The organism is Conexibacter sp. SYSU D00693, from assembly GCF_017084525.1.
In the GTDB taxonomy this organism is placed as follows: Bacteria; Actinomycetota; Thermoleophilia; order Solirubrobacterales; family Solirubrobacteraceae; genus Baekduia.
Genome location: NZ_CP070950.1, coordinates 1,766,602 through 1,790,636 on the forward strand (window position 1 = coordinate 1,766,602; position 24,035 = coordinate 1,790,636).

Annotated in this window: 20 protein-coding genes; 1 reads left to right on the forward strand and 19 read right to left on the reverse strand. The window is 76.3% G+C overall.

Going from position 1 to position 24,035, the window contains the following annotated elements; translation table 11 throughout:
• Window positions 1–5: 5 nt before the first annotated feature.
• From JUB12_RS08805 to JUB12_RS08870, 14 genes are all read right to left on the reverse strand, one after another.
• Window positions 6–2,207, reverse strand: coding sequence for a hypothetical protein (locus JUB12_RS08805; protein WP_205699248.1), 2,202 nt, complete (start codon window positions 2,205–2,207; stop codon window positions 6–8).
• A 70-nt stretch (window positions 2,208–2,277) separates the two neighbouring features.
• Entirely contained in the window at window positions 2,278–3,561 is a 1,284-nt protein-coding gene (locus JUB12_RS08810) for an MlaD family protein (RefSeq protein WP_205699249.1), read from the reverse strand.
• Window positions 3,558–4,946 (reverse strand): MlaD family protein, encoded by a 1,389-nt coding sequence (locus JUB12_RS08815; protein ID WP_205699250.1) that lies wholly within the window; start codon window positions 4,944–4,946, stop codon window positions 3,558–3,560. The genes JUB12_RS08810 and JUB12_RS08815 overlap by 4 nt, the downstream gene beginning before the upstream one ends.
• Window positions 4,943–6,250 (reverse strand): MlaD family protein, encoded by a 1,308-nt coding sequence (locus tag JUB12_RS08820; RefSeq protein ID WP_205699251.1) that lies wholly within the window; start codon window positions 6,248–6,250, stop codon window positions 4,943–4,945. The genes JUB12_RS08815 and JUB12_RS08820 overlap by 4 nt, the downstream gene beginning before the upstream one ends.
• Window positions 6,247–7,506 carry an MlaD family protein gene (locus JUB12_RS08825; RefSeq protein ID WP_205699252.1) on the reverse strand — a complete coding sequence of 420 codons (1,260 nt, stop codon included), beginning with the start codon at window positions 7,504–7,506 and terminating at the stop codon, window positions 6,247–6,249. The genes JUB12_RS08820 and JUB12_RS08825 overlap by 4 nt, the downstream gene beginning before the upstream one ends.
• Window positions 7,503–8,945, reverse strand: coding sequence for an MlaD family protein (locus JUB12_RS08830; protein WP_205699253.1), 1,443 nt, complete (start codon window positions 8,943–8,945; stop codon window positions 7,503–7,505). The genes JUB12_RS08825 and JUB12_RS08830 overlap by 4 nt, the downstream gene beginning before the upstream one ends.
• The gene (locus tag JUB12_RS08835) at window positions 8,942–10,198 is read right to left on the reverse strand and encodes an MlaD family protein (RefSeq protein ID WP_205699254.1); all 1,257 of its coding nucleotides are present in this window, start codon (window positions 10,196–10,198) and stop codon (window positions 8,942–8,944) included. Before JUB12_RS08835 ends, JUB12_RS08830 begins: the two co-directional genes overlap by 4 nt.
• On the reverse strand, window positions 10,195–11,007 hold the full coding sequence (locus tag JUB12_RS08840) for an ABC transporter permease (RefSeq protein ID WP_205699255.1): 813 nt from the start codon (window positions 11,005–11,007) through the stop codon (window positions 10,195–10,197). Before JUB12_RS08840 ends, JUB12_RS08835 begins: the two co-directional genes overlap by 4 nt.
• A complete protein-coding gene (locus JUB12_RS08845) occupies window positions 11,004–11,771 on the reverse strand; it encodes an ABC transporter permease (protein WP_205699256.1) in 768 nt (255 codons plus the stop codon). Before JUB12_RS08845 ends, JUB12_RS08840 begins: the two co-directional genes overlap by 4 nt.
• An 83-nt stretch (window positions 11,772–11,854) precedes the next feature.
• Complete coding sequence (locus JUB12_RS08850) at window positions 11,855–12,313, reverse strand: Rrf2 family transcriptional regulator (protein ID WP_205699257.1); 459 nt, start codon at window positions 12,311–12,313, stop codon at window positions 11,855–11,857.
• Window positions 12,314–12,348: 35 nt separating this feature from the next.
• Window positions 12,349–14,319 (reverse strand): HD domain-containing phosphohydrolase, encoded by a 1,971-nt coding sequence (locus tag JUB12_RS08855; RefSeq protein WP_205699258.1) that lies wholly within the window; start codon window positions 14,317–14,319, stop codon window positions 12,349–12,351.
• 123 nt (window positions 14,320–14,442) lie between these two features.
• A complete protein-coding gene (locus JUB12_RS08860; protein ID WP_205699259.1) occupies window positions 14,443–15,705 on the reverse strand; it encodes a hypothetical protein in 1,263 nt (420 codons plus the stop codon).
• Between the two features lie 59 nt (window positions 15,706–15,764).
• The gene (locus tag JUB12_RS08865; RefSeq protein WP_205699260.1) at window positions 15,765–17,657 is read right to left on the reverse strand and encodes a metallophosphoesterase; all 1,893 of its coding nucleotides are present in this window, start codon (window positions 17,655–17,657) and stop codon (window positions 15,765–15,767) included.
• Between the two features lie 67 nt (window positions 17,658–17,724).
• Window positions 17,725–18,483 (reverse strand): ZIP family metal transporter, encoded by a 759-nt coding sequence (locus JUB12_RS08870; protein WP_205699261.1) that lies wholly within the window; start codon window positions 18,481–18,483, stop codon window positions 17,725–17,727.
• A 95-nt stretch (window positions 18,484–18,578) separates the two neighbouring features.
• Here JUB12_RS08870 and JUB12_RS08875 point away from each other — a divergent pair, with 95 nt between their 5' ends.
• Window positions 18,579–19,529 carry a cation diffusion facilitator family transporter gene (locus JUB12_RS08875; protein ID WP_241004469.1) on the forward strand — a complete coding sequence of 317 codons (951 nt, stop codon included), beginning with the start codon at window positions 18,579–18,581 and terminating at the stop codon, window positions 19,527–19,529.
• A gap of 68 nt (window positions 19,530–19,597) precedes the next feature.
• Here the strand turns inward: JUB12_RS08875 and JUB12_RS08880 are convergent, their stop codons facing one another.
• From JUB12_RS08880 to JUB12_RS08900, 5 genes are all read right to left on the reverse strand, one after another.
• The gene (locus tag JUB12_RS08880) at window positions 19,598–19,786 is read right to left on the reverse strand and encodes a hypothetical protein (RefSeq protein WP_205699263.1); all 189 of its coding nucleotides are present in this window, start codon (window positions 19,784–19,786) and stop codon (window positions 19,598–19,600) included.
• Window positions 19,787–19,828: 42 nt separating this feature from the next.
• The gene (locus JUB12_RS08885; RefSeq protein ID WP_205699264.1) at window positions 19,829–21,598 is read right to left on the reverse strand and encodes a peptidoglycan recognition protein; all 1,770 of its coding nucleotides are present in this window, start codon (window positions 21,596–21,598) and stop codon (window positions 19,829–19,831) included.
• A gap of 97 nt (window positions 21,599–21,695) precedes the next feature.
• Window positions 21,696–22,046 carry a helix-turn-helix domain-containing protein gene (locus JUB12_RS08890; protein WP_241004471.1) on the reverse strand — a complete coding sequence of 117 codons (351 nt, stop codon included), beginning with the start codon at window positions 22,044–22,046 and terminating at the stop codon, window positions 21,696–21,698.
• A 46-nt stretch (window positions 22,047–22,092) separates the two neighbouring features.
• Window positions 22,093–22,797, reverse strand: coding sequence for an AIM24 family protein (locus JUB12_RS08895; protein WP_205699265.1), 705 nt, complete (start codon window positions 22,795–22,797; stop codon window positions 22,093–22,095).
• A 33-nt stretch (window positions 22,798–22,830) separates the two neighbouring features.
• Window positions 22,831–23,991 (reverse strand): type IV pilus twitching motility protein PilT, encoded by a 1,161-nt coding sequence (locus tag JUB12_RS08900; protein WP_241004472.1) that lies wholly within the window; start codon window positions 23,989–23,991, stop codon window positions 22,831–22,833.
• Between the last annotated feature and the right edge of the window lie 44 nt (window positions 23,992–24,035).

Sequence of the window (24,035 nt, forward strand, 5' to 3'; positions counted from 1 at the left end):
GGTGATCAGCGCTTCGCCTTCGCGCGCGACCTGCTCTTCGCGCGGGACTTCGACTTGGCCTTGGCCTTGGCCTTGGCCTTGGACTTCGCCTTGGCCTTCGACGTCTTCTTCGACTTCTTGGCGGCCTTCTTCTTCGTCTTCCCGGCCGCCGCCTCACCGCGTGCCGCGAGCGGCTCGTCCGGCGCGCAGACGCCCGGCGGGCACACCCACACCATGGAGTGCGGCTTGTAGAAGCCGGCGTCCGGCGAACCGGGCCAGTTGCGACGGTTGAAGTTCACGCCCAGGGCGCCGGTCTTCTCATCCCGGAAGTCCTGGTCGTAGCTGAGCTTCCCCTCAGGCGAGACGTCCACCGTGTAGAAGCGGTGGTCGCCGTCCACGCCCGTGCGCGAGACGAAGTAGTTCGAGAACGTCAGTCGCCACGGCACGCCGTTCTGGTCCACGGAGTGGTTGTCCAGGGCGCCCCAGTGCGGGCCGCCGGACGTGATGTCCTTGACCTTCAGGGCATCCACCAGCCGCGGGCAGTCCGAGACCTGCGCGCCCGTCGCCAGCTTGTTGAACAGCTTGATGCCCGTCAGGTTCAGGCGCTTGATGCCGCGGGAGAGGTCGCACTCGACCTCGCCGTCCTGGGCGCTCTCGATGGTCTTCGAGATGTCCAGGTCGTAGATGAGCTTGCTGGCGCCCTGGTCGAAGTAGTTGTCCGACGCGGGGTTGCGACCCTGGACCGACCGGAAGAACAGCCGGTTGTTCGGGGTCACCTGGTGCCAGGCGCCGCCGGCGCAGCCGGCGGGCTCGTCGAGGAACTTCGAGGCGTCGTCACCCGAGACGTTGAGGGCGCTGAGGCCGTCGTTCCAGACCTGGACGATCTTGTTGGAGAAGTCGCCCTTGGCCTTGGTGATGTCCGGGATCAGGAAGACGCCGCCACCGCACATGGAGCCGGCGAAGAACGCCTTCGAGTCCAGGCCGCCCCGGTACTTCTTGGCGGCGTCGGGCCACGTCTTCGCGTTCTCCATGATCCCGTACTGCTCATGCGCGCGCTGGGCGGGCTCGAGCGGGCCGTTCGGGACCTTGGCGACGCCGGCCAGCTTGGGCTTGCTCGGGTTCGACAGGTCCCACGAGCGCACCGTCGGGCGGAAGGCGTACTTGTCGACCGTCTTGACGGGGTCGAGCACGATCTCGCGCGGCTCGGCGTAGTCGGAGGTCAGACCGGCCTTCACGTCCGGGCGGAACTGGATGCCGTGCGGGTTGGCGCAGGTGCCCAGCGGGCGGCCCTCACGGACCGAGCAGGGCTCCTTGATGCCACCGGCGTTGCCCGTGAGGACGCCGCCGATGTTGCCGGCCTGCACCTCGGACTCCTTGACCAGGCCCTTGACGGGGTCCGGCTTGAACGTGATGAGCTGGCCCGGCGAGCCACCGAAGTTCGCCAGCGGGCCACCCATCAGCGTGAGGGTGAAGCGCCCGTTGTCGCCCTTCTCGTAGGCGTCGGCGATCGTGCCGCCCGGGTTCTGGAGCGGATCGATGATGTTCGTCAGCTTCAGGTTCGGCACGTCCTTCGGGTCCAGCACGAAGGTGGTGCCGAGGAAGAGGCTGCCGGCGACGATCGGGTCCCCGTCCTCCCACTGGTACTGCATGTGGTGCGCCTCGTTCTCGACGCCCCACGGCAGCGGCAGCTGCACGAAGTTGACGACCTTGCCGTAGTCCGGGTTCTCCGTGCCGTCGACGTCGAACTTGCGCTGGTCGATGACCTGCCAGCCGTCGAGGCCGGGGAGGAACTGCGGGTTGAGCAGGTCGGCGAGGCCCTGCGGGTTGACCGTCAGGTTCTGGACGAGCTTGCTCAGGACGTCGGCGTGGACGTCGGCGACGTTCTGCTTGGACGACCAGACGACGCTGTACTCCGGCTTGGCCCGCGGGTCGGGCTGCTTGCCCTTGCCCGCCTTGTAGGCCGCGACGGCGGCCTTCCACTCGGCCGTCGCCTTGTCCCGGCGGGCGATGACCTCCGGGCTCGTGTTGTTCTTGACCGTGTTGATGTCGAGCGCCCGAGAGAGGGTGTTCACCAGCCACTCCGGCTTGATGGGCAGGTCTCCCAGCCCGTCACCCCCGCTCTGGGCGGCGGCCTGCGTGCCGCCGAGGGCGAGCGCGCCGGCGGCCAGGAGCGCGGCCCCTGCCGCCCCCCAGAACCCCTTGCGCGCTCGCGTGCGCTGTCTGTGCATTCGACGTGGTCCTCCCGTTGAGTTGCCCTGCGAAGGCCAAACTGTACAAAACCGGTCTGGTTTGTGCATTTTAGGGTCGCGCGCGCTGGAGCCGCGGGTAGCCGCCCCTGACGTGGGGCTGCGGGCTGAGCGCGTCGCGCGGGCCCGTGTAGGCGTTGGTCGCCATCCCCTGCGGCAGGCTCAGGGCCGTCGTCGGATCGGCCGTGATGAAGAACCGCGCCCAATTGCCCTTGGCGTCGCCGTTCTTGCCGAGCGCCGCCGTGTTGGCGAACCAGGCTGCGACGGTGTCCTTGCGGGCGGCGACGAAGCGGGCCACGGTCACGAGGTCGCCGAGGGCCGGCCCCAGGCGCTTCGTGGCGTCGTCGGCCGCCGGCAGCAGCGCGCGGAGGTCGCGCAGGGCCGGTTCGGCGGCCCGGCGCAGCGGCCGGGCGCGGCGCAGGACGACCTCGAGGTCGTCGGCGACGGGCGGCAGCTCGCCCAGCGCGGCGGCCAGCGCGGGCGCGGCGGCGCGCAGGTCGCGCACCGGGGCGCGCGCCTCGCGGATGAGCGGCGCCGCCGCGTCGAGCGCGCCGGTGGCCTGCTCGAGCAGGCCCGGCGCCGCGTGCGCGGTGGCGCGCAGCGCGCCGTCGCGCCGGGTGAGCGCGCGAAGGACGCGGTCGGCGTCGCGGACGAGCCCGCGCACGGCGTCGTCGCGGGCGGCGGCCTCCCCCACGACGGCGCGGCCGGCGCGCACCGCGGTGGAGATGTCGGCCTCCTGGCCGCGCAGCGCGCCCGTGAGGCGCCGCAGCGAGCCCGTGGCCTCGCGCAGGCGCCCCGCGGCGTCGGAGACCTGCGCCGCGGCGCGCGGCGACGCGGCCGCCTCACCGGCTCCCTCGACCGAGGCGACGAGGTCCGCGCGCGCCGGGCGGTCCAGGACGCGCAGCGCCTCGTCGAGCTCGACGGCCGGCAGCGTCGCGGAAGCCGGCAGGACGGCGTCGTCACCCAGCGCCGGCGCGGTGACCGGCCCGGGGTCCAGGTCGACGTAGGACTCCCCGAGCAGCGTCTTGGTGCCGATGCGCACCGTCGCGCCCCGGCGGACGGTGACCGGCTCGCCGTCGAGCTCCAGCCGGACGGTCGCCCGGTCGCCCTGGCGGTCGATCGACGAGACCGACCCGGCGCGCACGCCGCGCACGAGGACGTCGCCGCGCACCGCCAGGCCCTGGAGGTCGTCGACGGTCGCGGTGAGGTGCGGCGCGTCGTCGGGGACGAGGCCCGGGCCGCCGAAGCGGTCCGCCAGGACGGCCGTGACCGCGACGACCACCACCGCGAAGACGGCGAGGGCCAGCACCCAGCCCGGGGCGACGCGGCGGTTCACGGCGTCGCCCTCGGGGTCGGGGTCACGCCCGGCAGGCCGGGGACGACGTAGCGCACGAGGCAGGCGAGCTGGTTGCGGTCCTGGCAGGTGTGCAGCAGCGCGCGGACCGCGGCGGCGGCGACAGCGGCCCGCTTGGCGCCGGTGGCGCCGGGGAAGCCGAAGTTCGCGGGATCGAAGGCCTCGAAGAAGCCCAGGCCGCGCAGGACCGGGCCGTTGACGTCGTTGGTCGAGAAGATCCCGGTGAAGCGCTCACCGAGCAGGCCGATGCCGTCGCGGTTGCGGTCGATCTCCCGGACCAGCGACCCGGCGTTGCGGGTGGCGCCCCGCAGGCCCGAGGCGGTCGGGCCCACGTCCTCGACGGCGGCCCGGGCGTCGTGCAGCGGCGCGGCGCCGTCCTTGACCGTCGCGCGCACGTCGTCCAGGAGGCCGCGGGCGGCCGGGGTGGCGGCGCGTAGGGCGGCCAGCGCGCCGGGCAGGGCCCGCGCCGCGGGCTGCAGGCGCTGCAGTGCCGGCACCAGCGGGGTGGCGAGGGCCTGGACCTCGTCGAGCGCCCCGCGCACCTCCCGGGTGGTGGCCGGCAGCGCGCGCAGCGTCGCCTCCAGGTCCTCCCCGCCGGCGGCGGTGACCGCCAGCGTGCGGCGCGCGGCACCCGTGGCGCGCTGGAGCTGCTCGCCGCGGCGGGCGGTGACCTGGGTCACCCGGTCCATCCGCCCGACGAGCCGCGTGAGCAGGGTGCGCCGCTCGCGCAGCTGGCCCGCGACCGCGGCGGCGGAGCGCGCTGCCGGGTCCAGCGCCTCGAGCGCCTGGCCGAGCTTCGTGCCCCGCGCGTCGCCGGCCGCGCCCGCGAGCTCGGAGACGAGGACCTGGACGTACGCGCGCGTGTCGGCGTCGAGGGTCGACAGGACCTCGTCGGCGGCGACGGCGCGGGCCGTGCGGTCCGGGCCGATGGTGGCTCCTTCGCGCAGGCCTGGCGCCGACGGCGGCCCGGAGGTCAGCGCGACCTCGAGGTCGTTGAGGGCCGAGCGCGGGCGCACCTCGGCCGTCGCCCCGGCGTGCAGGGCGTCGCGGGCGTCGTCGTCGAGGCGCAGACGCACGACGGTGCGCCCGTCGCGCACGTGGACGGCCTCGACCTCGCCGGCCTCGACGCCCGCCAGGGTGACCTTGGCGCGGTCGCTCTCCCCCAGGCCGCCGGCGTCCGTGAAGACGGCCTCGACGTGGAACGCGCTCTGGAACGGCAGCCGCCAACCGCTGGCCCCCAGCAGGAGCGCGACGACGGCGACGGCGGCCAGGAGCTGCGCGGCGAGGACGGCGCGGCCGAAGCGCGCGCGGCGCCCGGCGACGGCCCCGCCGTGGTGGTGGCGCGACGTGGTGGCCCGGCGGCTCACGGCGTGCAGCTCCCCGCCTTGGCCAGCTGGTCGCCGAGCCCGGGCGCGAGCTTGCGGATCGGACCGCACGGCGGCAGGGGGATGCCGATGCCCGTCAGGAAGCGGATGCCGAAGCGCATGACGTGACCCGTGCCGGCGCTCGCGCCCGGCTCGCCGGGGCGCACGAACGGCCGGGACGCCCCGCCGCCGCCGGCGAAGAGGTTCAGGAACGCGCGGAACGCCGGCACCTCGAGCACCGGCGTGTCCTTGGCCAGCGCCGGCAGCAGCGTCTCGTCGAGCGTCTCGAGCGTCGGGTCGACGTCGCGCAGCAGCCCGCGCGTCGGCGCGGCGGCGCCGCGGGCGGCGACGAGCGCGCGGTCCGCGTCGCGGACGACGGGCCGCGCCTCGCGTAGGACCGGGGCGGCCTCGCGCAGCAGCGGGCGGGCGTCGCGCAGGGCGGCCGGCAGCGCGCGGGCGGCGGGCCGCAGGTCCTCGGCCAGCGGCCGGGCCGCGGCGAGCGTGCGGTCCAGCGCGGCACCGCCGGACTGCAGCGCGCGGGCGGTCGGGGCGAGCTCGCGCAGGCTGGCGCGCAGCGGCGCGCCGGCGCCGGCGTCCAGCGCCCGGGCCGTGCGGGAGGCACCACGCAGCGCCGGGGCCAGGTCGGCCTGGGCGCCGGCCAGGGCCGCCGCGGTCCGCGAGAAGCCGTCGACCGCGCCGCGCAGCGCCGAGCGCTCGCGCTGCGACGCCGCCGGGCCGCGGACCGCGCGGGCGCTGCGGGCGACGTCGCGCAGCAGGCCGGGCGCCGTGGCCAGCGTGCGGTCCAGCGCGTCGGCCGGCTCCCGCTCGAGCGCGCCCGCCAGCCCGGCGGTCACCTCCTGCAGCGCCTCACGCGTCGGGCGGTCGGCCAGGCGCAGGACGCGGTCCATCGACACCGCGGCCGCGGTCTGCGCGCGCGGGATCTCGCGGTCGCCCAGCGCGGGCGCCGACGGCGAGCCCGGGTCCAGGTCGGCGTAGGCCGTGCCCTCGAAGGCCAGGCGCGGGCGCAGCACGACGCGCGCGTCCTCGTGCACGGTCGGCGCCTCGGCGTCCAGCTCGAGCTCCAGGACGGCGTCGTCACCGCGCCGCTCGGAGCCGGCGATGCGCCCCACGGGCGTGCCGGCGACCTGCACCTCGGCGCCCACGACGCCCACCTGCGAGACGTCGTCGACCACCGCGCGCACGGTCGTCGTGTCGGCGAACGGGTTGGGCCGCTGCCAGGCGAGCAGCACGCCGCCGAGCAGGACGAGCGCGACGAGCGCGCCGCGGAGGGAGCGACGGTCGATCACGGGCACCGCTCCGCCTGCTTGAGGGCCCCGCCCGGCTGGGGGTACGGGTCGCGCGCCCGGGCGCAGCTGAGGACCATCGAGAAGCGCACGGCGCGGGCGCCCTTCGCCTGGCCCTCGGCGAACGCGAAGCCGCCCCACGTCGTGAAGCCCTTCGGCGCGAGGACGAGCTCCTCGCGGTAGGGCGCGAGGTGCGCGGCCAGCTCGTCGAGCGGGTTCGTCAGCGGCGCGAGGAGGTTCGCGGGGTCGTCGAGGTCGCGGGCCAGCGGCCGAGCGGCGAGCAGGACGGGACGGGCGGCGCGGCCGGTGCGGGCGAGCTCGTCGAGCGCGGGCGCGCGGTCCAGGGCGCGGCGCAGCGGCGGCAGGGCCGTGTCGAGCCGGGCGACGGCGGGGCGCAGCTCCGCGGCGGCGCTGCCGGCGTCGGCCAGCAGGGCGCGGGCCTGTGGGGCGACGCGGTCGACCGCCGCCTGCGCGGGCGGCAGCGCGCGCAGCAGGCGCCGGACGTCGGCCGGGGCGAGCGCGTCGAGCGTGCGCCGGGCGCCGGTGACCGCGCCGTCCAGCGGCCCGTCGCCGAACGCCGCGGCCGTCGTCCCGAGGTCCTTGGTCAGGCCGGCGAGGACGCCGGGCTCCGGGCGCATCGCGGCGGCCAGCGGCCGCGCGTCGCGCGACAGCGGGCCGAGGTCGTCGATGGCGGCGCCGAGGTCGTCGCCGCGGCCCGCCAGGCCCGAGCCGAAGCCGCGCAGCGCCCGGTGGGCGGCTTTGCGGGCCGGCGGGTCGAAGGCCTCGACGACGTCGGTGAGCGCGGTGCCGGCCGTCGCCGGGGCATCGAGCTGCGCGCCGCTGGGCAGCGGGTCGCGCGCGTCGCCGGGGTCGACGTCGACGGTCACGGCTCCCGCGAGGCCGCGCAGGCGCACGTCGGCGCTCGCGTCGCGGCCCACCGGGCCGTCGTCGAGGTCGAGGGCGAGCACCGCGCCGCCGTCGCGGCCGGGCCGGACCTCGCGCACCTCGCCCGCGCGCTGGCCGGCGATGCGCACCTCGTCGCCGTCCTTGAGCGCGGGCGCGCCCGCGGGGGTGCGGACCTCGACGCGGTAGGGCGAGCTCAGCGGGCCGCCGTCGATGGCGACGGTCGACAGCACGGCGACGGCCGCCGTCACGGCGAGGACGACGAGGCCCAGGACGACGAACCGGCGCTCGTCGCGCGGGGTGAGCTCGCCGTCGAGGACGGCGCGCGAGCGGCGGCTGGCGCGGACGCGGCTCATGGGCCCAGGAGGAGGTCGAGGAGGCGGTCGACCGGTGCCTTGACGGCGTCGGTGACCCGCTTGAGCGGTTCGGTCGCCCGCTTGACCGGCTCGGTGACCGGCTTGACCGGCTCGGTGACCTTCGTGACGGCGTCCTTCACCGACGGCGCCGGCTTCCTGGCGGGCGCCTGGGGCTTCGTGGCGCCGCGCCGGGTCGTGGGGAGGCCGTCGACGCCGACGAGCGCCCCCGGGACCTTCGCCAAGCACCCCGGCGAGACCGGCACGCCGAAGGCCTCGCACGAGAAGACCGCGGCGCCGCGCCAGTAGCCGCGGCGCGGGTCGGCCGCCGGGTCCAGCGGCTGGCTGCCCGGCTCGGCGCCCTGGTCGGCGAAGTTCACGAAGAAGCCCTGGCTGATCGCGGGGCCGGCGGGCTCGAGCGCCTCGAGGAAGGCGTCGAGGTCCGGCGTGGCGGCGCGCAGGGTGCGCAGGCCGTCGCGCAGCCCGGCGGCGGCGCCCGAGCCGTCGCGCAGGACGGAGCGCAGCGCGCGCAGCGTGTCGCGCAGGTCGCCGGCCGCGGGGCGCAGGCGCTCGAGCGCCGGGTCGAGCTCGCGTGCGACGCCGGCGACGGCGCCGGCCTGGTCGCGCAGGTCCTCGGCGACGGGGCGGGCCTCCTTCGCCGTGCCGCGCAGCGTGGCGGACGTCGTGCGCAGCTGCGTCAGGGTCCCGGGCAGGCCGTCCAGCGCCGTGCGCAGGTCGGCGCGGCGGGCGTCGGTCGCCGCCAGCGTGCGGTCGAGCCCGCGCAGCGCGCCGTCGAGGTCGCCGCGGCGTGCGTCCAGGCGCCCCGCCGCCCGGTCGGCGCCCGCGACGAGCTCGCCCAGGGCGGCGTTCTGGCTGGACAGCTCCCGCAGCGTCCCGTCGGCGGCGTCGAGCGCCTGGCGCACGTCGGCGATCGTCCGCGCCAGGCTCGTGCCGCGGCCCGCCAGCGCGCGGCCACCGGCGACCAGGAGCGCCTGGAGCCCGGCCCGGCCCTGCGGGTCCAGCACCCCGAGGACCTCGTCCAGGCGCGGGGCGCTCGTGGCGCGCGCGACGCCGATGGACCCGCGCAGCGGCGCCGCCGCGCGGCCCGGGTCGAGGTCCAGGACGACGTCGCCGAGCAGGTCGACGGGCCGCACGACGACGGCGGCATCGGCCCGCAGCCCCGGCAGCCCGTCGTGCAGCGCGAGCGTCGCCTTCGCGGTCCCGTCGGGGGCCAGCGACAGGTCGCGCACGCGGCCGGCGGGCGCCCCGCCGACGCGGACGTCGGCGCCCTCGAGCAGGCCGCGGGCGTCGCGCAGGTGGACGACGACCTCCGGGCCGCCCCCGCCGCCCAGGCGGTTGGCGACCACGACGACGGCCACGACGAGCGCCGCGAGCACGAGCAGGCCGGCGGCCCAGCCGCGCGGCGTGGCCTTCACGTTCACGGCGTCGCCTCCGCCTGCGGGGCCAGCGTCGTGCGCCAGCTCTCCCACGGCTCGCCCTCGAGCACGCCCGGGGTGCGGATGAACGGCGCCTCGAGCTGGCCCGCGCCGGTGTCGGATGGCCCGATCTCGTTGAGGGCGGCCGGCGGGAAGATGAGCGAGACGCGGGCGCCATGGCCGTTGGCGTCGTAGTTCGACGTGAAGTCGGCCCAGTTGGCGAAGAACGAGAACGCGTCGGGCAGGCGCACGCGCGTCTCGGCGAGGATGGGCCCGCCCGCGTCGAGCACCCGGTCGGCGCGCCGGGCGACCGGCTCGGCTTCGCGCAGCAGCGGGCGCAGGGCGCGCAGCGCGCCGGGCGCGGTGCCCGTGACGCGACGGACGTCGCGCAGCGCGGGCGCCCCCTCGTCCAGCGCGGTGCGCAGCTCGCCGGCGGTCGACGGCAGCTGGCGGGCACCGGGCTGCAGCTCGCGGGCCAGGGCGGTGAGCGTCGGGGCGTCGCGGCGCAGCCGGGCGAGGGCCTGGCGGGGTGCGCGCAGGCCGGCGGGCAGCGCCTGCACGGCGGCGGCAACGTCCTCCTGCTGGGCGGCAGCGTCGCCCAGCACCGCGGCGAGGTCGTCGATGGCGGCGCCCGTCGCACCGGGGTCGCGCTCCAGCGCGGCGGCGACCGTGGCGGAGCTGCGCACGAGGCGGCGCAGGGCGGCGCCGTCGGCGGCCACGTCGCCCGCCGCCAGCCCCACCTGCTGCAGCGCGGTGCCGGCGCGGCGCAGGGCGATCGCGCCGTCGGCGCCCCGCTCGGCGGTCGCGCGGCGCAGCCCGTCGAGCAGCCTGCCGGCGTTGCGCCGCGTGGCGGGGTCGAGCGTCGCGAGGACGTCCTCGACCTCGACGGGCTGGTCGGTCTGCGCCCGGCCGAGCACGGCACCGTCCTCGAGCGCCGGGCCGTCGCCGCCGTGCAGGTCGACGTAGCGGTTGCTCTCGCCGCTGAGCGACTGCAGGCGCAGGTCGGCGACGGTCCCGCGGCGCACGCGGAAGCCGCGGTCCAGCGCGAGCGTCACGCGAGGCCGTCCACGCTCCAGCCGGATCTCCTCGACCGACCCGACCGGCTTGCCGCCCGCGCGGACCTCGGCGCCGCGGACCAGCCCAGGTGCCGCGTCGAAGACCGCGTCGACGCGCTGGACGTCGCCGTCCCCGCGCGCCACGAGCACCGCGACCACGACGGCGACGACGAGCGCCACCCCGGCTGCCAGCCGCCCGGTCATCCCAGCGGCAGGCGCGGGTTGGCGCCCCAGAAGACGAGCGTCCCCACCATCGAGATGGCGGTGACGCCGACGATGTTCACGGCCATCGACCGCGCGGTCGCGGTTCCGACCTCCACGGGTCCACCCCGCACGCCGTAGCCGTAGTACAGCGAGACGAGCAGGACGAAGGCGGCGATGACCAGCCCCTTCACGCCGCTGAAGACGAGGTCCCACCCGTCCTGGAAGGCGAGGAACTTGTCGATCCACGTGCCGGGCGAGACGTCCCCGAAGCGCACGACCGACATGAGGTAGGCGGCGGCGTAGGAGCCGGCGATGCTCAGCGCGTAGGCGACCGGCAGGACGATCGCGCAGGCCAGCATCCGGGTCCCCGCGAGGTAGGCCAGCGAGCGCACGCCCATCGACTCGAGCGCGTCGACCTCCTCCTGCACCCGCATCGCGCCGAGCTCGGCGACGAAGCCGCAGCCGACCTTCGCGGCCAGGATGTAGCCGAAGACGAACGGGACGACCTCGCGCAGCGTGCACCACGCGCTGAAGCCGCCGGCGATCGGGTCGAACCCGAAGGAGCGCGCGAGCGCCGTGGACTCCAGGCCGCACGAGCCGCCGGCCAGGAAGGCCAGGCCGACGATGACCGCCACGGAGCCCGCGGCGATGAGCCCCGCCTGGCGCAGCACCTCGGCGCCGTAGGGGCGCACGTGGCGCAGCTCGCCGCCCAGCGCCCAGGCGAAGGAGACGAGCTCGCTGAGCAGCGGCAGCGGCGAGACGGCCGGCTTGCGGAGGTTGCGCTGGGCGACGGCCTTCGCGGTCCTCATCGCAGGACGTTCACCCCCGGGAACTCCGCGAGGAACCACTGCGTGTAGAGCAGGTTCACCACCGAGATCGCGACGAGGCAGCCGACGACGGCGCGGTTGACCGCGCGGCCCACGCCCTCGGCCCCGCCCGTGGCGGTCAGGCCGTAGAAGCCGCAGATCACGCCGATGAGCGCGCCGAAGATCCCGACCTTGACGATGCTCGCCACGAGGTCGAGCGCCGTCGTGTTGCGGAAGAACGAGTCGACGAACGCGCCCGAGCCGCCGTCCAGCACGCCGACCGACGCGACGTAGCCGCCCGCGACGCCGAAGACAAGCGCGACGACGTCGAGCAGCATCATCATCAGCACCAGCGCGAGGACCCGCGGCGCCACGATCGCGGCCACCGGGTCGACCCCGAGGGTGCGCAGCGCGTCGAGCTCGCCCCGGACCCGGCGCGCGCCGAGCTCCGCGACGATCGTCGTCCCCACGACGCCGGCGACGACCGTCCCGGTGACGAACGTCCCGAACTCGCGGACGATCGCCACCACCATGAAGCCCCCGGCGCGGTCGACCGAGCCGAAGGTCGCCAGGAAGCCGCCGGCCTGGAGGCCCGGACCGGCGAAGCCCCAGGCCGCGACGGACAGCGCGATGGGCAGCGCGGCGACCTTCAGGATGAAGACGCAGTGCAGCAGCAGCTCCCGGCGCCACACCGCGGGCGAGCCCGAGAGGGCGCGCAGCACCGACCCGGAGAGGGACAGCATCCCGCCGAGGCGGGCGATGGGCATCGCAAAACCGGACAAAGCCGGTAGGGATACTACGGTTTGTGTCCAGCGAGGGCCTCAGCGACCGCCCGAGGCGGCGCGGGAGCCTAGCGGCGATGCCAGGCGTCGGGCTCGCCGAGGAGCGCGCGGACGTCGTCGGGCAGGCGCCCCGCGGCGAGATCGGCGAGGGTCAGGTGCTCCAGCACCCCGCGGACCGCTGCCCGGACCGCCACCCACGCGTCGCGCAGGTGCTCGGCGGAGCCGTCGTAGGCGACGTCCTCCGGGGCCCGGCCCGCGACCTGCCCCAGCGGCCCGTCGACCGCGCGGATCACGTCGGCGACGGTGATCTCCGTGGGCGGCTTGGCCAGCCGGTGACCGCCCACCTGCCCGCGCCGGCTCTCCACCAGGCCGCCGTTGCGCAGCGTCTGGAGGATGTTCTGGAGGAACGGCGCCGGGATGCCCTGCGCCTCCGCGATGGCCTCCGCCTTCACCGGCGTCGCATCGGGCGCGGTCGTGAGCTCGAGCATGGCCCGTACCGCGTAGTCGGTCTTGGCGGAGACGCGCACGGCGGGATCCTCCCCCAACCGGCGTCCGCCCGGTGTCAGCGTGCGACGAGGACCGCGCGCTCGCGGTCGGTGAGCACCCGGGTGAACGCGTCGACGACGGCCGGGTCGAACTGCGTCCCCGAGCAGCGTCGCAGCTCCGCCAGGGCGCCGCCCGGGGTCAGGACGTCGCCGTAGCAGCGCTCGCTGACCATGGCGTCGTAGGCGTCGCAGACCGCGCAGACGCGGGCCGCGATCGGGATGTCCTCGCCGACCAGGCCGTCGGGGTAGCCCGTGCCGTCCCAGCGCTCGTGGCTGGAGCGCACCGCCTTCGCGGTGTGCGACAGCGCCGGCGCGCTGAGCAGGACCCGCTCGCCCACCACGGTGTGGGTGCGCATGACCGCCCAGTCGTCGTCGTCCAGCGCGCCGGGCTTGTCGAGCACCTCCGAGGGCATCGCGAGCTTGCCGACGTCGTGCAGGGCGGCGACGCGGCGGACCTCCTCGCGCACCGGCTCGGGCAGGCCGAGCTCGCGGGCCGTGGCGTCGGCCAGCTGCGCGACGGACGCGGCGTGCTCGGCGGTCCCGGGGCTGTGCTCCTCCAGCAGGGCGACGAGCACGTCCGTGCTCTGGCGCCCGGCCGTCACGCGGCCCGAGGTCTTGCGCCGGTACATCCGCTCGTCGGCGACGTGGAGCGCCTGGTCGGGCTCGCACGCCTCGGCCGGCAGGGACGCCCAGCCGAAGGTCGCCGTGATGAGGAAGCCGTCGCCGCGCTGGACCGCGGCGCCCGCGAGCAGCTCGGCGCGGGCCTGCACGTCGTCGGCGCCGTCGACGAGGACGAAGAACTCGTCGCCGCCGGACCGGTGGACGGTCCCGTCGCGCCCCGCGGCGTGGACGAGCGCCTGGCCGATGCGCTGCAGCAGGACGTCGCCCGCCTGGTGGCCGTAGGTGTCGTTGTAGGTCTTGAAGCCGTCGAGGTCGAGGAAGACCAGCGCGTGGGGGCGGCCCGAGGCGAACGCGGTCTCGAGCTCGGCCAGCAGCCGCCGGCGGTTGCCCAGGCCCGTGAGGGCGTCGGTGAGGGCCTCGTGGCGGGCCTGGCGCAGGAGCCGGTGGTGCTCGACGACCGCGGCGGCGGCACGCAGGAGGACGGCGACGATGGCGATGGCCGCCAGGAGGATCGTGCGGGGGTCGGCGGCGTCGAGCGCCTCGACGACCAGGACGCCGAGCCCCAGGAGCCCGAGGAGCACGGGCGCGACGACGGTGCGGCGGCTGTCCTCGCGCGGCTCGGCGACGGTCACCCGCAGCCACGCGAGCGCGGCGAAGCCGACGGCCGACCACAGGTACAGCGCGTGGTCGACGCCCTGCTCGGTCCACGTGCCGGCGGCGGTGCGCACGAGGAAGAGCGAGTCCCCCGCGTAGAAGGCCAGGACGGCGAGCACGACGACGACGAGCCCGCGTTGCAGCTGCCAGCCCCGCAGGGCCAGGCCGCTGGCGGCGAGCGCCAGCAGGGCGACGTCGAGCACCGGGTAGGCCACGCCCGTCAGGTACGTGGCGAGTGCCAGCTGCTCCGAGGCGGCCATCACCGGCTCGATGACGACGTCGGCCGCCAGGGCCAGCACGACCGCTCCGGCGAGCACGGCGTCCAGCCGCGTGCCCAGGGAGGTGCGCGAGAAGCCGCGGCGGGCGAGCAGGGCCACGCCGGCGAAGGCCGGCACGTAGAAGGCGAACCAGACCGCGTCGGCGGCGGAGGGGACCGGCACCTCGGCCTCCCCCGCCGACAGGGCGTCGTAGGTGACGTTGCCCGCCGCCCAGAGCACCATGGATGCGGCGAGGAGCAACCGCGGAGGCCGCGCGGTGCCCTCGGGCGTGCGCAGCACGAGCACGGCCGCGCTCAGGAAGAAGCCGGCGTCGTTCATCCAGAGGTGCAGCGCGCCGTCGCCGAGGTCCACGAGCCCGGCCGACTCCCCGCTGTGGACCGTGGCGACCGCGACGAGCAGCGCCATGAGGGTGCAGGCGAGGCGGTCGGTGGTCACCGCCCCCGTAGTCGGCACGTCGCCGTCCTGATGTGAGCTGCGACCGCTCGGCGCAGAAGGTGGCACGCCCGGCGCGCCGGCCGTGGTCGCTTGGCCAGCGACCACGGCCGCCGCGCCGGGGCGCTAGGCGATCGTCCCCTGCTGCTCGTCGGCGCGGGCCAGCAGGCCGTCGGCCACCGCGCGCAGGTCGGCCTCCAGGTGCCCGCACAGGACGTCCCGGAGCACCGCGCGCAGGTAGGCGGTCAGCTCGTCCCCCAGCGGCTGGAGGGCCTCGTCCCCGGGTCCGACGCCGGCGACGAGCGCGCGCTCGAGCTCCGCGGCGTGGACGACGCGCTCGATCGTCTGCGCCTGCGCGTCGGGCAGGGCGCACAGCGCGGCGACGCGCGCGGCCAGCCGGCCGTGGTTCGCGCCCTCCGGGTCCAGCAGCGCGCGCAGCGCGAGCAGGACGTCGGTGAGCGCGTCGGCCGGCGCCGAGCGCGAGCAGGCGAGCTCGAAGCGGTGCAGCGCCCACGCCACCTCGCCGTGGCGCGGCGTGCGGCGGCCGACGAGCGAGAGGAACGCCCGCAGCTCGTCCTCCTGGGCGGGCGGGACGGCGAGCACGCCGCGCACCGGCGGCGCGGACTCGCCGAGCGCGAAGGGCTGCCAGCGCCCCGCTCCGGTCCTGCTCCAGCCCGTGCGCGCGAGGGCGACGGGGACCGCGTCGTAGAGCCGCAGGCCGCACAGCAGGCGGCGCAGGCGGACCTCGGCGTGGCGCAAGGGTGCCTCGTCGCCGGGCGCCGCCTCCCACCGCAGCGCGACGACGACGGGCGGCCGGCCGTCGGCGCGCGGCGCGCAGACCTCGGGCGGCAGGTCGGTGCAGCGATCCGCGCGCGCCAGCAGCAGGCTGTCGCCGAGGGCGATCTCGTCCGAGGCGATCGCCAGGCCGTGGACGGCGGCGACGACCTCGACGAGCGCGCGGCCCTCGAGCACCAGCGCCTCGAGCTCGTCGTAGGCGGCGTGCAGGCGCTCGGGCACGAGCGCGAAGTCCGTGGAGTCGCGGAAGACGCGCGCGAGCAGGAGGCGCAGCGCCTCCTCGGCGCGGCGCCGCGGGTCGGCCGGGACCTGCGCCTCGCCGCAGGCGGCGAGGTAGGCGTCGACGCCCGGGCAGGCCGCGAGCGCGTGGACCGCCGGCAGGTAGCTCGGCAGGCGGCCCAGCAGCGAGGCGCGCTCCTCGATGAACGCGCCGGTCAGCGGCCGGTAGCAGTACAGCGGCACGTCGCGGCGCCCACCACCGGCCTCGACGACCTCGAACGGGACCTCGGCGCCCTCGGCCGCGTCGGCGGCGAGCTGCCAGGCCGCCTCCTCGGCGAAGGCGGCCACCGCGGCGTGGAGCTGGCGGTTGCGCACGCCGCGAGGTTCGCCGCGCGCTCCCCCGCTCCTCCGGCGCGCACGCGGCGTTGCACGCGCTAGGCGGCGGGCGAGCGGCGCGCGACCCGCAGGGTCGAGCGCCGCACGACCGGTGCGCGGTCCGACGCCACGCGGACCTCGACGGTGTAGCGGCCCGGCTTGGCGCCCTTGGCGCTCCACCGCAGCGCCCGGGTCCCCGCCGGGGCGCAGGTCCGGGCGCGCTGGGCGACGACCGTCTTGCCGCGCAGCACGCGCATCGTGACGACCGCGGGCTGGGCGAGGCGCACGCGGGCGACCTCGGCGCGCCTGCCGGCGCGCATGGTGCGCCTGGCCGTCGGCCTGCCGCGGACGATGGCGCCGGGCGCGCTCGCGACCCGGACGGCCTTGTCGCTGGCCTCGAAGCCCGACGTCAGCGTGAGCGTCGCCGTGCCGGGGCACGCGCCGCGGAAGCGTCCGTCCTGGGTCTGGGTGGCCGCGTCGCGCCGCGGGTCGTCGCTGTCGGAGGCCACGGGCGCGAGGACCGCCGGGTCGCTGGAGGTCCAGATGCGCGCCGGGTTGGGCAGCGCGTCCTTGGGCGTCGAGGTCGGGATGGACTGCTGGGCGACGGAGAGGCCCGCCCCGCCGGCGACGACGACGGCGATGCCGCCCCCGACCGCCACGCGCCGGCGCGTGCCGGGGACCGCCGAGAGGCCGAGCGCGAGCAGCACGAGCAGGACCGGACCGCCGTAGGCGAGGTCCTTCAGCGCGATGCCCAGCAGCTGGGCCTGGCGGGCGGCCTTCGGCGTCGGGTTCGGGTCGCGCAGCTCGAGGCCGTCGACCTTCGCCGTGTCGTGGAACACGGGCTGGCGGCCGAAGCCCTCGAAGAGCTGCGTCTGGCCGGGCTGGACGACGTCGGGCCCGCTCAGGCGGATGCCGTCCGGGACGAGGACCGGGACGGTGTCGGTCGTCGCGATCCGGCCGCCCGCGACGCGCAGCAGGCGCAAGCCGTGCCAGTAGCCGTGGTCGGTGCCGACGGGGCCGGTCGTGTAGAGCTCGCCGCCGGCGCCGCCGTCGATGAAGTACGGGACGTCGCCGCGACCGCGGTAGAGGAACTGGCCCTTGATGTGGCCGACGAAGACGCCGTCCACCCCGGCCACCGCCGCGATCTCCTCGAACTTGCGGTTGTCCGCGGTGGTGCCCTTGCCCATGATGTGGTTCTGGGCGGTGACGTCCGTGTAGGACTGGTCGCGCGGGTCCCGCGTCGGGATGTGCATCACGACGAAGACGAGCTTGCCGGCACGCGTGGCCTCGGTGGCCTTCGCCCGCAGGAACTCGAGCTGGGTGCTGCCCCCCGCGTCGGCCCGGGCCTGGAACGCGTCGCAGCCCGACAGCGACCAGCACGAGTTGTCCAGGAAGATCCAGCGGACGTCGCCGACGTCGGCGCTGTAGGTCCCCGCCGCGCCCGACGGGTCGTTCGCGGGGCGCTCGGCCGGGCCGATGCCCGCGTAGGGCTGCGCGTCGCCCCACGGATAGGGACGGCCGGCGAAGAAGCGCTTGTACGTGTCGAGGCTGTTGGGCAGCGTCCCCCCGACGAGGCCGATGGTGCCGCCCGGCACGCCGGGAGGCGCCGTGCGGTCGTGGTTGCCGATGCCGGCGAGGTACGGGACCCCCGCGTCGTCGAGCTTGGACAGCGCCTTCTGCCACAGCTCGAACTGGTCGGCCTTGCCGTCGTTGGCCTTGTCGCCCGAGGCCGTCATCAGCGCCGGCCTGTAGCGGGCCACCGCGCCGACGACGGCCGGGAGGATCGTCTCGCCGTCGGCGTCGTTGATGTGCTCCTCGCCGATGTGCGCGAAGAGCTGGCCGTCGCCCTTCGCGGGCGGCCACGGCGTGTCGGTGGAGCGGGCGGAGGCGGCCGGCGCCGCGGCACCGGCGCAGGCGAGGACGGCAGCGGCGAACAGCGGGAGACGGCGCACGGACCCGAGCTTAGACACGCGTGCAGGTCCTCCACGCCGCCTCCGGTGAACGGCGCGTGAAGCCGCGTCAGTGGCCGTGGCCGGCGAGGTGGGCGATGGCGAACATCGCCCCGGCGCCGCCGGCCGTCGTGAGCAGGCCGCCGAGCCACGGCAGCCGGTTGGCCGCCGGCAGCAGGTGCGTGGCGGCGGCGTAGAGGAAGAGCCCGGCGAAGAAGCCCAGCGAGACCGGCAGGACGTCCTCGGGGACGGGTGCCACGGACGCCACGAGGGCGCCGACGATCGGCGCCGAGGCGACGGCGTAGAGCCAGCGACGCGAGCGCTCGACCGGGTGGCGGGCGGCCCGGAGGATGGAGACGGTGTTGAGCCCGTCGGAGAAGTCGTGCCCGATGACGGCGAGCGCGACGAGGAGGCCGAGCGCGTCGTCGACGCGGAAGCCGAGGCCGATGGCCAGGCCGTCGAAGAACGAGTGGGCGACGAAGCCCGCGGCGCCGACGAGGCCGGCCGAGCTCGGCCCCGCCTCCGGGGCGTCCGCGCCGGCGTCGTGGCCGTCGTGGTGGTGGTCCTCGCCGTGGTGCGTCCAGCGCTCGGCGAACGAGAACAGGAGGATCCCGCCCAGCATCGCGCCGATCGGGACGTCGGCGCCCAGGCCGTGCTCCTCGGCGTGCTCGACGGCCTCGGGCAGGAGGTCGAACAGCGCCGCGCCCAGCACGACGCCGCCGGCGAGCGCCATGAGCCACTCCGCCCGGCCCGGCCAGCGCAGCACGGCGAGGCCGCCCGCCATGGTCGACAGGAAGGTCACCCCGGAGAGGAGGAGCGCGGCGATCACGCAGCGCGGCGGCTGCTGGGAACCGTTCTCACGAGCCGTCCCAGCGTACGGTGCCGAGGCGCGAGCGGTCCCGCCGGGGGTGCGACACTGAGGCCGTGGGCCACAGGCACCACCACCACGACCACGACGGCCACGCCCACGACGGGCACGGCCACCACCACCACGCGCCCGGCCCCGACGCCGACCGCCGGTGGCTGACCGTCGCGCTCGTCCTCATCGCGTCCTTCATGGCCGCGGAGGTCGTGGCCGGCCTCCTGGCCGACTCGCTGGCGCTGCTCTCCGACGCGGCGCACATGCTCACCGACGCGGCGTCGATCGCCCTGGCGCTGTGGGCGGCGCGGCTGGCGGCACGCCCCGCACAGGGGCGGTTCACCTTCGGCCTCGGCCGCGCGGAGATCCTCTCGGCGCAGGTCAACGGCGCCTCGCTCCTCGTCCTCGCCGGCGTCATCGCCATCGAGGCGGTGCAGCGCCTGTTCGACCCGCCGTCGGTCGACGGCGGGGTCGTCGTGCTGGTCGGCGCGTTGGGCGCGGCGGTCAACGTCGCGGCGGCCATGGCCCTGGCCCGCGCGTCGCGCCAGAGCCTCAACGTCGCGGGCGCCCGCGCCCACGTCATGGCCGACCTCTTCGGGTCGCTCGCCGCGGTGGCCGCAGGCCTCGGCGTCCTGCTCTTCGACCGCCCGGAGGTCGACGGCGCCGCGTCGCTCGTGGTGGCGGCGCTCATGATGCGCACGGGCTGGTCGCTGGTCCGCGACGCGGGCCGTGTCCTGCTCGAGGCGGCCCCCGCGGGGGTCGACCCCGAGGCGGTGGGACGCACGCTCGCGGGGGTGCCGGGGGTCGTCGAGGTCCATGACCTCCACGTGTGGGAGATCACGACCGGCTTCCCGGCGCTGGCGGCGCACGTCCTGGTCGCGCGCGGCGACGACTGCCACCGCAAGCGCCGTGAGCTCCAGCTGCTGCTGGGCGAGCGCTTCGGCATCGAGCACGTGACCCTGCAGGTCGACCACGAGCGCGAGCCGCACCTGCTGTCCATCGAGCCGCGCGGCTAGCGGCCCGGGCAGCACGGAGGCCGGCCCGCTCGCGCGGACCGGCCTCGCCCCTCGGAAGGTGGTGGCGCCTAGGTCTGGCGCTCGAGGTTCGCGACGCGCTGGGCCTCGCGGTCAGCCTCCTCCTCCTTGCGCGCGAAGCGCTCCTTGGCCTCGCCCTTCTCCTCCTCCTTCGAGCCCTCACGCTTGAGGTGCGCGCTGTCGAGGAGGTCGCCCGCCGCCTGCTTCGCCCGACCGGTGATCTTGTCCGTGATGCTCATGCCTCGGGGCTTCCCCCTCGGCGGCCCGGAGGTGCGCGGGTGTCAGGCGCCGGACGCGACGCCGCCGGTGCCGCCCGTGCCGCTGCCCGGCGTCGACGGCGGTGCGGGGGCCTCGAGCGAGCCGTTGCGGCTCACCGCCCGGACCGTCACCGGCGCGCTGCGCACGGCGACGCTGCCCGCCTGCGCGCGCAGCGTGATCCGGTAGAGCCCGGCGCGGCGCAGGGCGACCCGCACGCGCGAGCGCGAGCGCTTCGCGCGGACGGGGACCTTGGCGACGCGCACCCAGCGCTCGCCGACCTGGCGCTCGACGAGGAGCGCCGCGCTCGTCACCGGCGCCAGGCGCAGGTCCAGCGCGACGCGCCCGCCGGCGCGGATGCGCGGCGCCGCCGCCTCCAGCTCGGCGACGGGGGTGACGCCGAGCTCCACGGTGGGCGTCACGGCGACCGGGGCCCCGGGCACGGCGGCCCGGGCGCGCAGCCGGCCCCCCTTGCGCCAGGTGACCTCGGCGCGCCACGCGCCGTCGTCGCCCGTCGTCGCCTTGCCGACGGTCACCCAGCTGCGGGCGCCGCGCTTCTGGACGGTCACCCGCTGGCCGGCCACCGGCCCGCCGTCCCCGCGCACGAGCCGGCCGGCCACCGCCAGCGCGGCGCCGTAGGTCGGGGCCTTGGGCGGCGGGTCCATGCTCAGCCGGGCCACGGCCGTGCTGACCGTCGGGGCGATCGCGGCGGCGCGCCGCCGGATCTCGGGCAGCTGCGCGTACAGCGCGTTGCCGGGGCACGAGGTCTGGTCGCCGTCGCGATGGCCGCTGATGCGGTTGAGCGTGACCGGCGTCCCCGCCTTGAAGCGGTTCTGACCGCCGCCGGCCGACTCGACCACGACCGTGCCCTCGACCGGCGCGCCGTGCAGCGGCAGCTTCCAGGCCAGCAGGCGGGCGACGGCGTCGACGGCCTCCGGCGAGGCGGCCACCGAGCCGTAGGTCCCGAGGACCGAGACGCCGGTCGACTGGGCGTTGTAGCCCTGGGCCTGGGCGCCGATGACGGCCTGGTCGATCCCGCCCGCGCGGCCCTCGAAGACCTGGCCGAAGCGGTCGACGAGGAAGTTGTAGCCCAGGTCGTTCCAGCCGTTGGAGTCGCGGTGGTACTTCGCGATGCCCAGGACGATCCCGGCGGACTGCTCGGGCGTGTAGTCGTTGGCGCCGACGGTGTGGTGGACGAAGCCGACCTGCACCGCGCCGTAGCTCGGCGTGGCGCGCGGCTTGACCGCGTCGCCGCCCCAGGCGCTGCGCGCGATGATCGGCGGCGGGCCGCCCTGGGCGGCCTTCGCGCGCCGGGACGCCGCGGCGGTCGCCCGCGCGCCGCGCCGCTTGGCGGCGCCGCTCACCGCCACGAGCTGGACCCGCAGGGGACCGGTCGTGCGGCGGCCGCGGCGGCGCAGCTGGAGCTCGTCGCTGCCGCCGGTCCACACCGGGTCGGTGGCGTGCCGGCCCGTTCCGGCGTCGGGCCGGTGCTCGGCGCCGTGGCCGAGGGGGACCCACGGGCTCCACGCCCCCCCGCGGCGGCGCACGCGCACCTCGAGGCCCTCGACGTCGGCGCCGCGCACCCCGACGAGGTCGAAGCGCCGGCGCGCCCGCAGCACGCCGGTGGTGCCGTCCGCGCCGAACGCGCCACGGGCGAGGTCGAGGCCGAAGCCCCGCGCACGCGGACGCGGCGCGGCCCAGGCGGGGGCGGCGGGCAGGCGCGAGAGCGTGACGCCGAGGGCGCCGGCGACGCCCGTGGCGAGGGCACGCCGGCGGGACAGACGGACGGCGGGCACCTCGCCCAGCGTAGTCCGGCGTCCGGCCGGCTCAAGGGCTGCACGGCGTCGTGCCATCGCCGCTGAGAACCGCCCGGAGGCGGCGGAGTTGCGGCCGCTAGACGAGTGCCGGGGCGACGTCGGGCGCGTCGTCGTCGAGCGGCGTGCAGTCGCCGCCGGCGCCGAGCCAGCGCTCGCCGTAGTCCTTCATGCCGTCGACGATGGGCAGCAGCGCGCGGCCCTTGTCGGTCAGCGCGTAGCCGTCGGTGCCGCGGCGCTCGACGATGCCCTCCTCCTCGAGCGCCCGCAGGCGCAGCGAGAGGGTGCGCGGGCTGATGCCGCTCAGCGAGCGCTCGAGCTCGCAGAAGCGCGCCCGGCCTGCCGCCAGGTCGCGCACCAGCAGGATCGTCCACTTCGCGCAGACGATCTCCGCCGTGCGGCACACGGGGCAGTTGGGGTCGACGGGCACACCTCCACTTTACCGACTGAAGCAGCGTGCCCGCGTGCGGGTGCCCCTACTGCCCGAGCAACCCCCCGAGCCCGCCGCCGCTGCCGTCCGTGGGGACCGTGGGGCGGCCCTCGCTGGGCTGCACGAGCACCCACCCCGCGCCGGAGAACGCCATCTGCAGCGTCTCCCCCGAGCCGCGGCCGATGAGGTTCTTGGCCTTGAACTCGGTCTTCAGCGACGTCTGGACGCCCGCCGACCAGGCGACGACCGCCTGGGCGTCGGCGAAGGTCGGCGCGCTCGCGACGTCGAGGACCATCGGCGTGCCGTCGGTCAGCAGCGCGACCCAGCCCGTGCCCTTGAGGATCGTGTTGAAGAGCCCGGCGCCCATGACGCCGCTGGCGCCCTTCACGCGCTCGACGTCCCAGTCGATGCCGTCGTCGAAGGCCAGGAGGCTCTCGCCGCTCACCGTCAGCTGGTCGTCCTCGAGGTGGACGAGGTGGACGTACTGGGCGGTGTCGGCGAGGAAGACCTCGCCCGTCCCGCTGACCTTCATGAGCCGCTGCCCCTCGCCGGTCAGCGCCTTCTTCATGAACCGCCCGACGCCGCCCATCCCGGCGTGCTCGAACGACACGTCGCCCTGGTAGGCGACCATCGAGCCGAGCTTGGCCTGGATCGTGACGTCGCGCAGCTCCACCTTGAGCAGCTGGGCGTTCTGGAGCGAGAAGGCGTCGGCGGACTCGCGCTCGCCGAGGTCCTGGAAGGTCGTGCGCACGGCCGCGACGCTACCGGCCGCGCACCGCGGCGCCTAGCGCAGCGTCGCGGCGGCCGAGCCGGGCGCCAGGCGCTGGTCCTCGGCCTGGGCGAGGTCGTCCATCGTGGTGCCGCGGCGGCCGTCGGCGGCGACGAGGAGCTTGAAGTCGTGCGGGCTGGAGGCGGCGGCGACGGCCTGGTCCATCGTGACCCGGCCGGCCTTGAGGTGCTCGAAGAGCGCCTGGTCGAAGGTCTGCATGCCGTAGAAGCCGCCGTCGGCGATGACCTCGCCGAGGCGACCGGTCTGCAGCGGGTCCATGACCATGTCGCGCACCCGGCCGGTCATCCGCAGCACCTCGCAGGTCGCGACGCGGCCGCGGCCGTCGGCGGCCGGGACCAGGCGCTGGGAGATGACGCCCTTCAGCGTGCCGGCGATCATCGAGCGCACCTGCTGGTGCATGTGGGGCTCGAAGAACTCGATGAGGCGGTTGACCGTCTCCGCGGCGTCGACGGAGTGCACCGTCGAGAAGACCAGGTGGCCGGTCTCGGCGGCGCTGAGCGCGGTCTGGACCGTCTCCTCGTCGCGCATCTCGCCGATGAGGATCACGTCGGGGTCCTGGCGCAGGACGCGGCGCAGCGCCTTCTTGAACGAGGCGGTGTCCATCCCGACCTCGCGCTGGTTGATGACCGCCTTCTTGTCCTGGTGCAGGAACTCGATCGGGTCCTCGATCGTCACGACGTGGCGGTGGCGCGTCGTGTTGATGTGGTCGATCATCGCCGCGAGCGTCGTCGACTTGCCCGAGCCGGTGGTGCCGGTGAGCAGGACGATGCCGCGCTCCTCCTCGGCGAGCTCGCGGATGACCGGCGGCAGGCTGAGCTCGTCGAGGGTGCGGATGCGCTCGGGGATCGCGCGGCAGACCATGGAGGTGAAGCCGCGCTGCTTGAAGGCGTTGACGCGGAAGCGGGCGACGCCCTCGATCGCGTAGGAGAAGTCGACCTCGCCGTCCTGGGTGAACTCGGCGAGCTTGTCCGGGTCGGTCAGGACGTGGTGCAGCGCCGCGTCGGCCTCCTGGGGCGTGAGCGGCTGGGCCCCGTCGATCGGCCGCAGCTCGCCGTCGACGCGCACCATCGGGGGCGCGGGGACCTTCAGGTGGAGGTCCGAGCCGCCGAGCGTGACGAGCTGGCGGAGGGCAGCGGTGATCTCGAAGGGGGCCACGCCTCACGGATCGGCGTGGCCCCCTCCGGGCTTGAGCGGGCTGG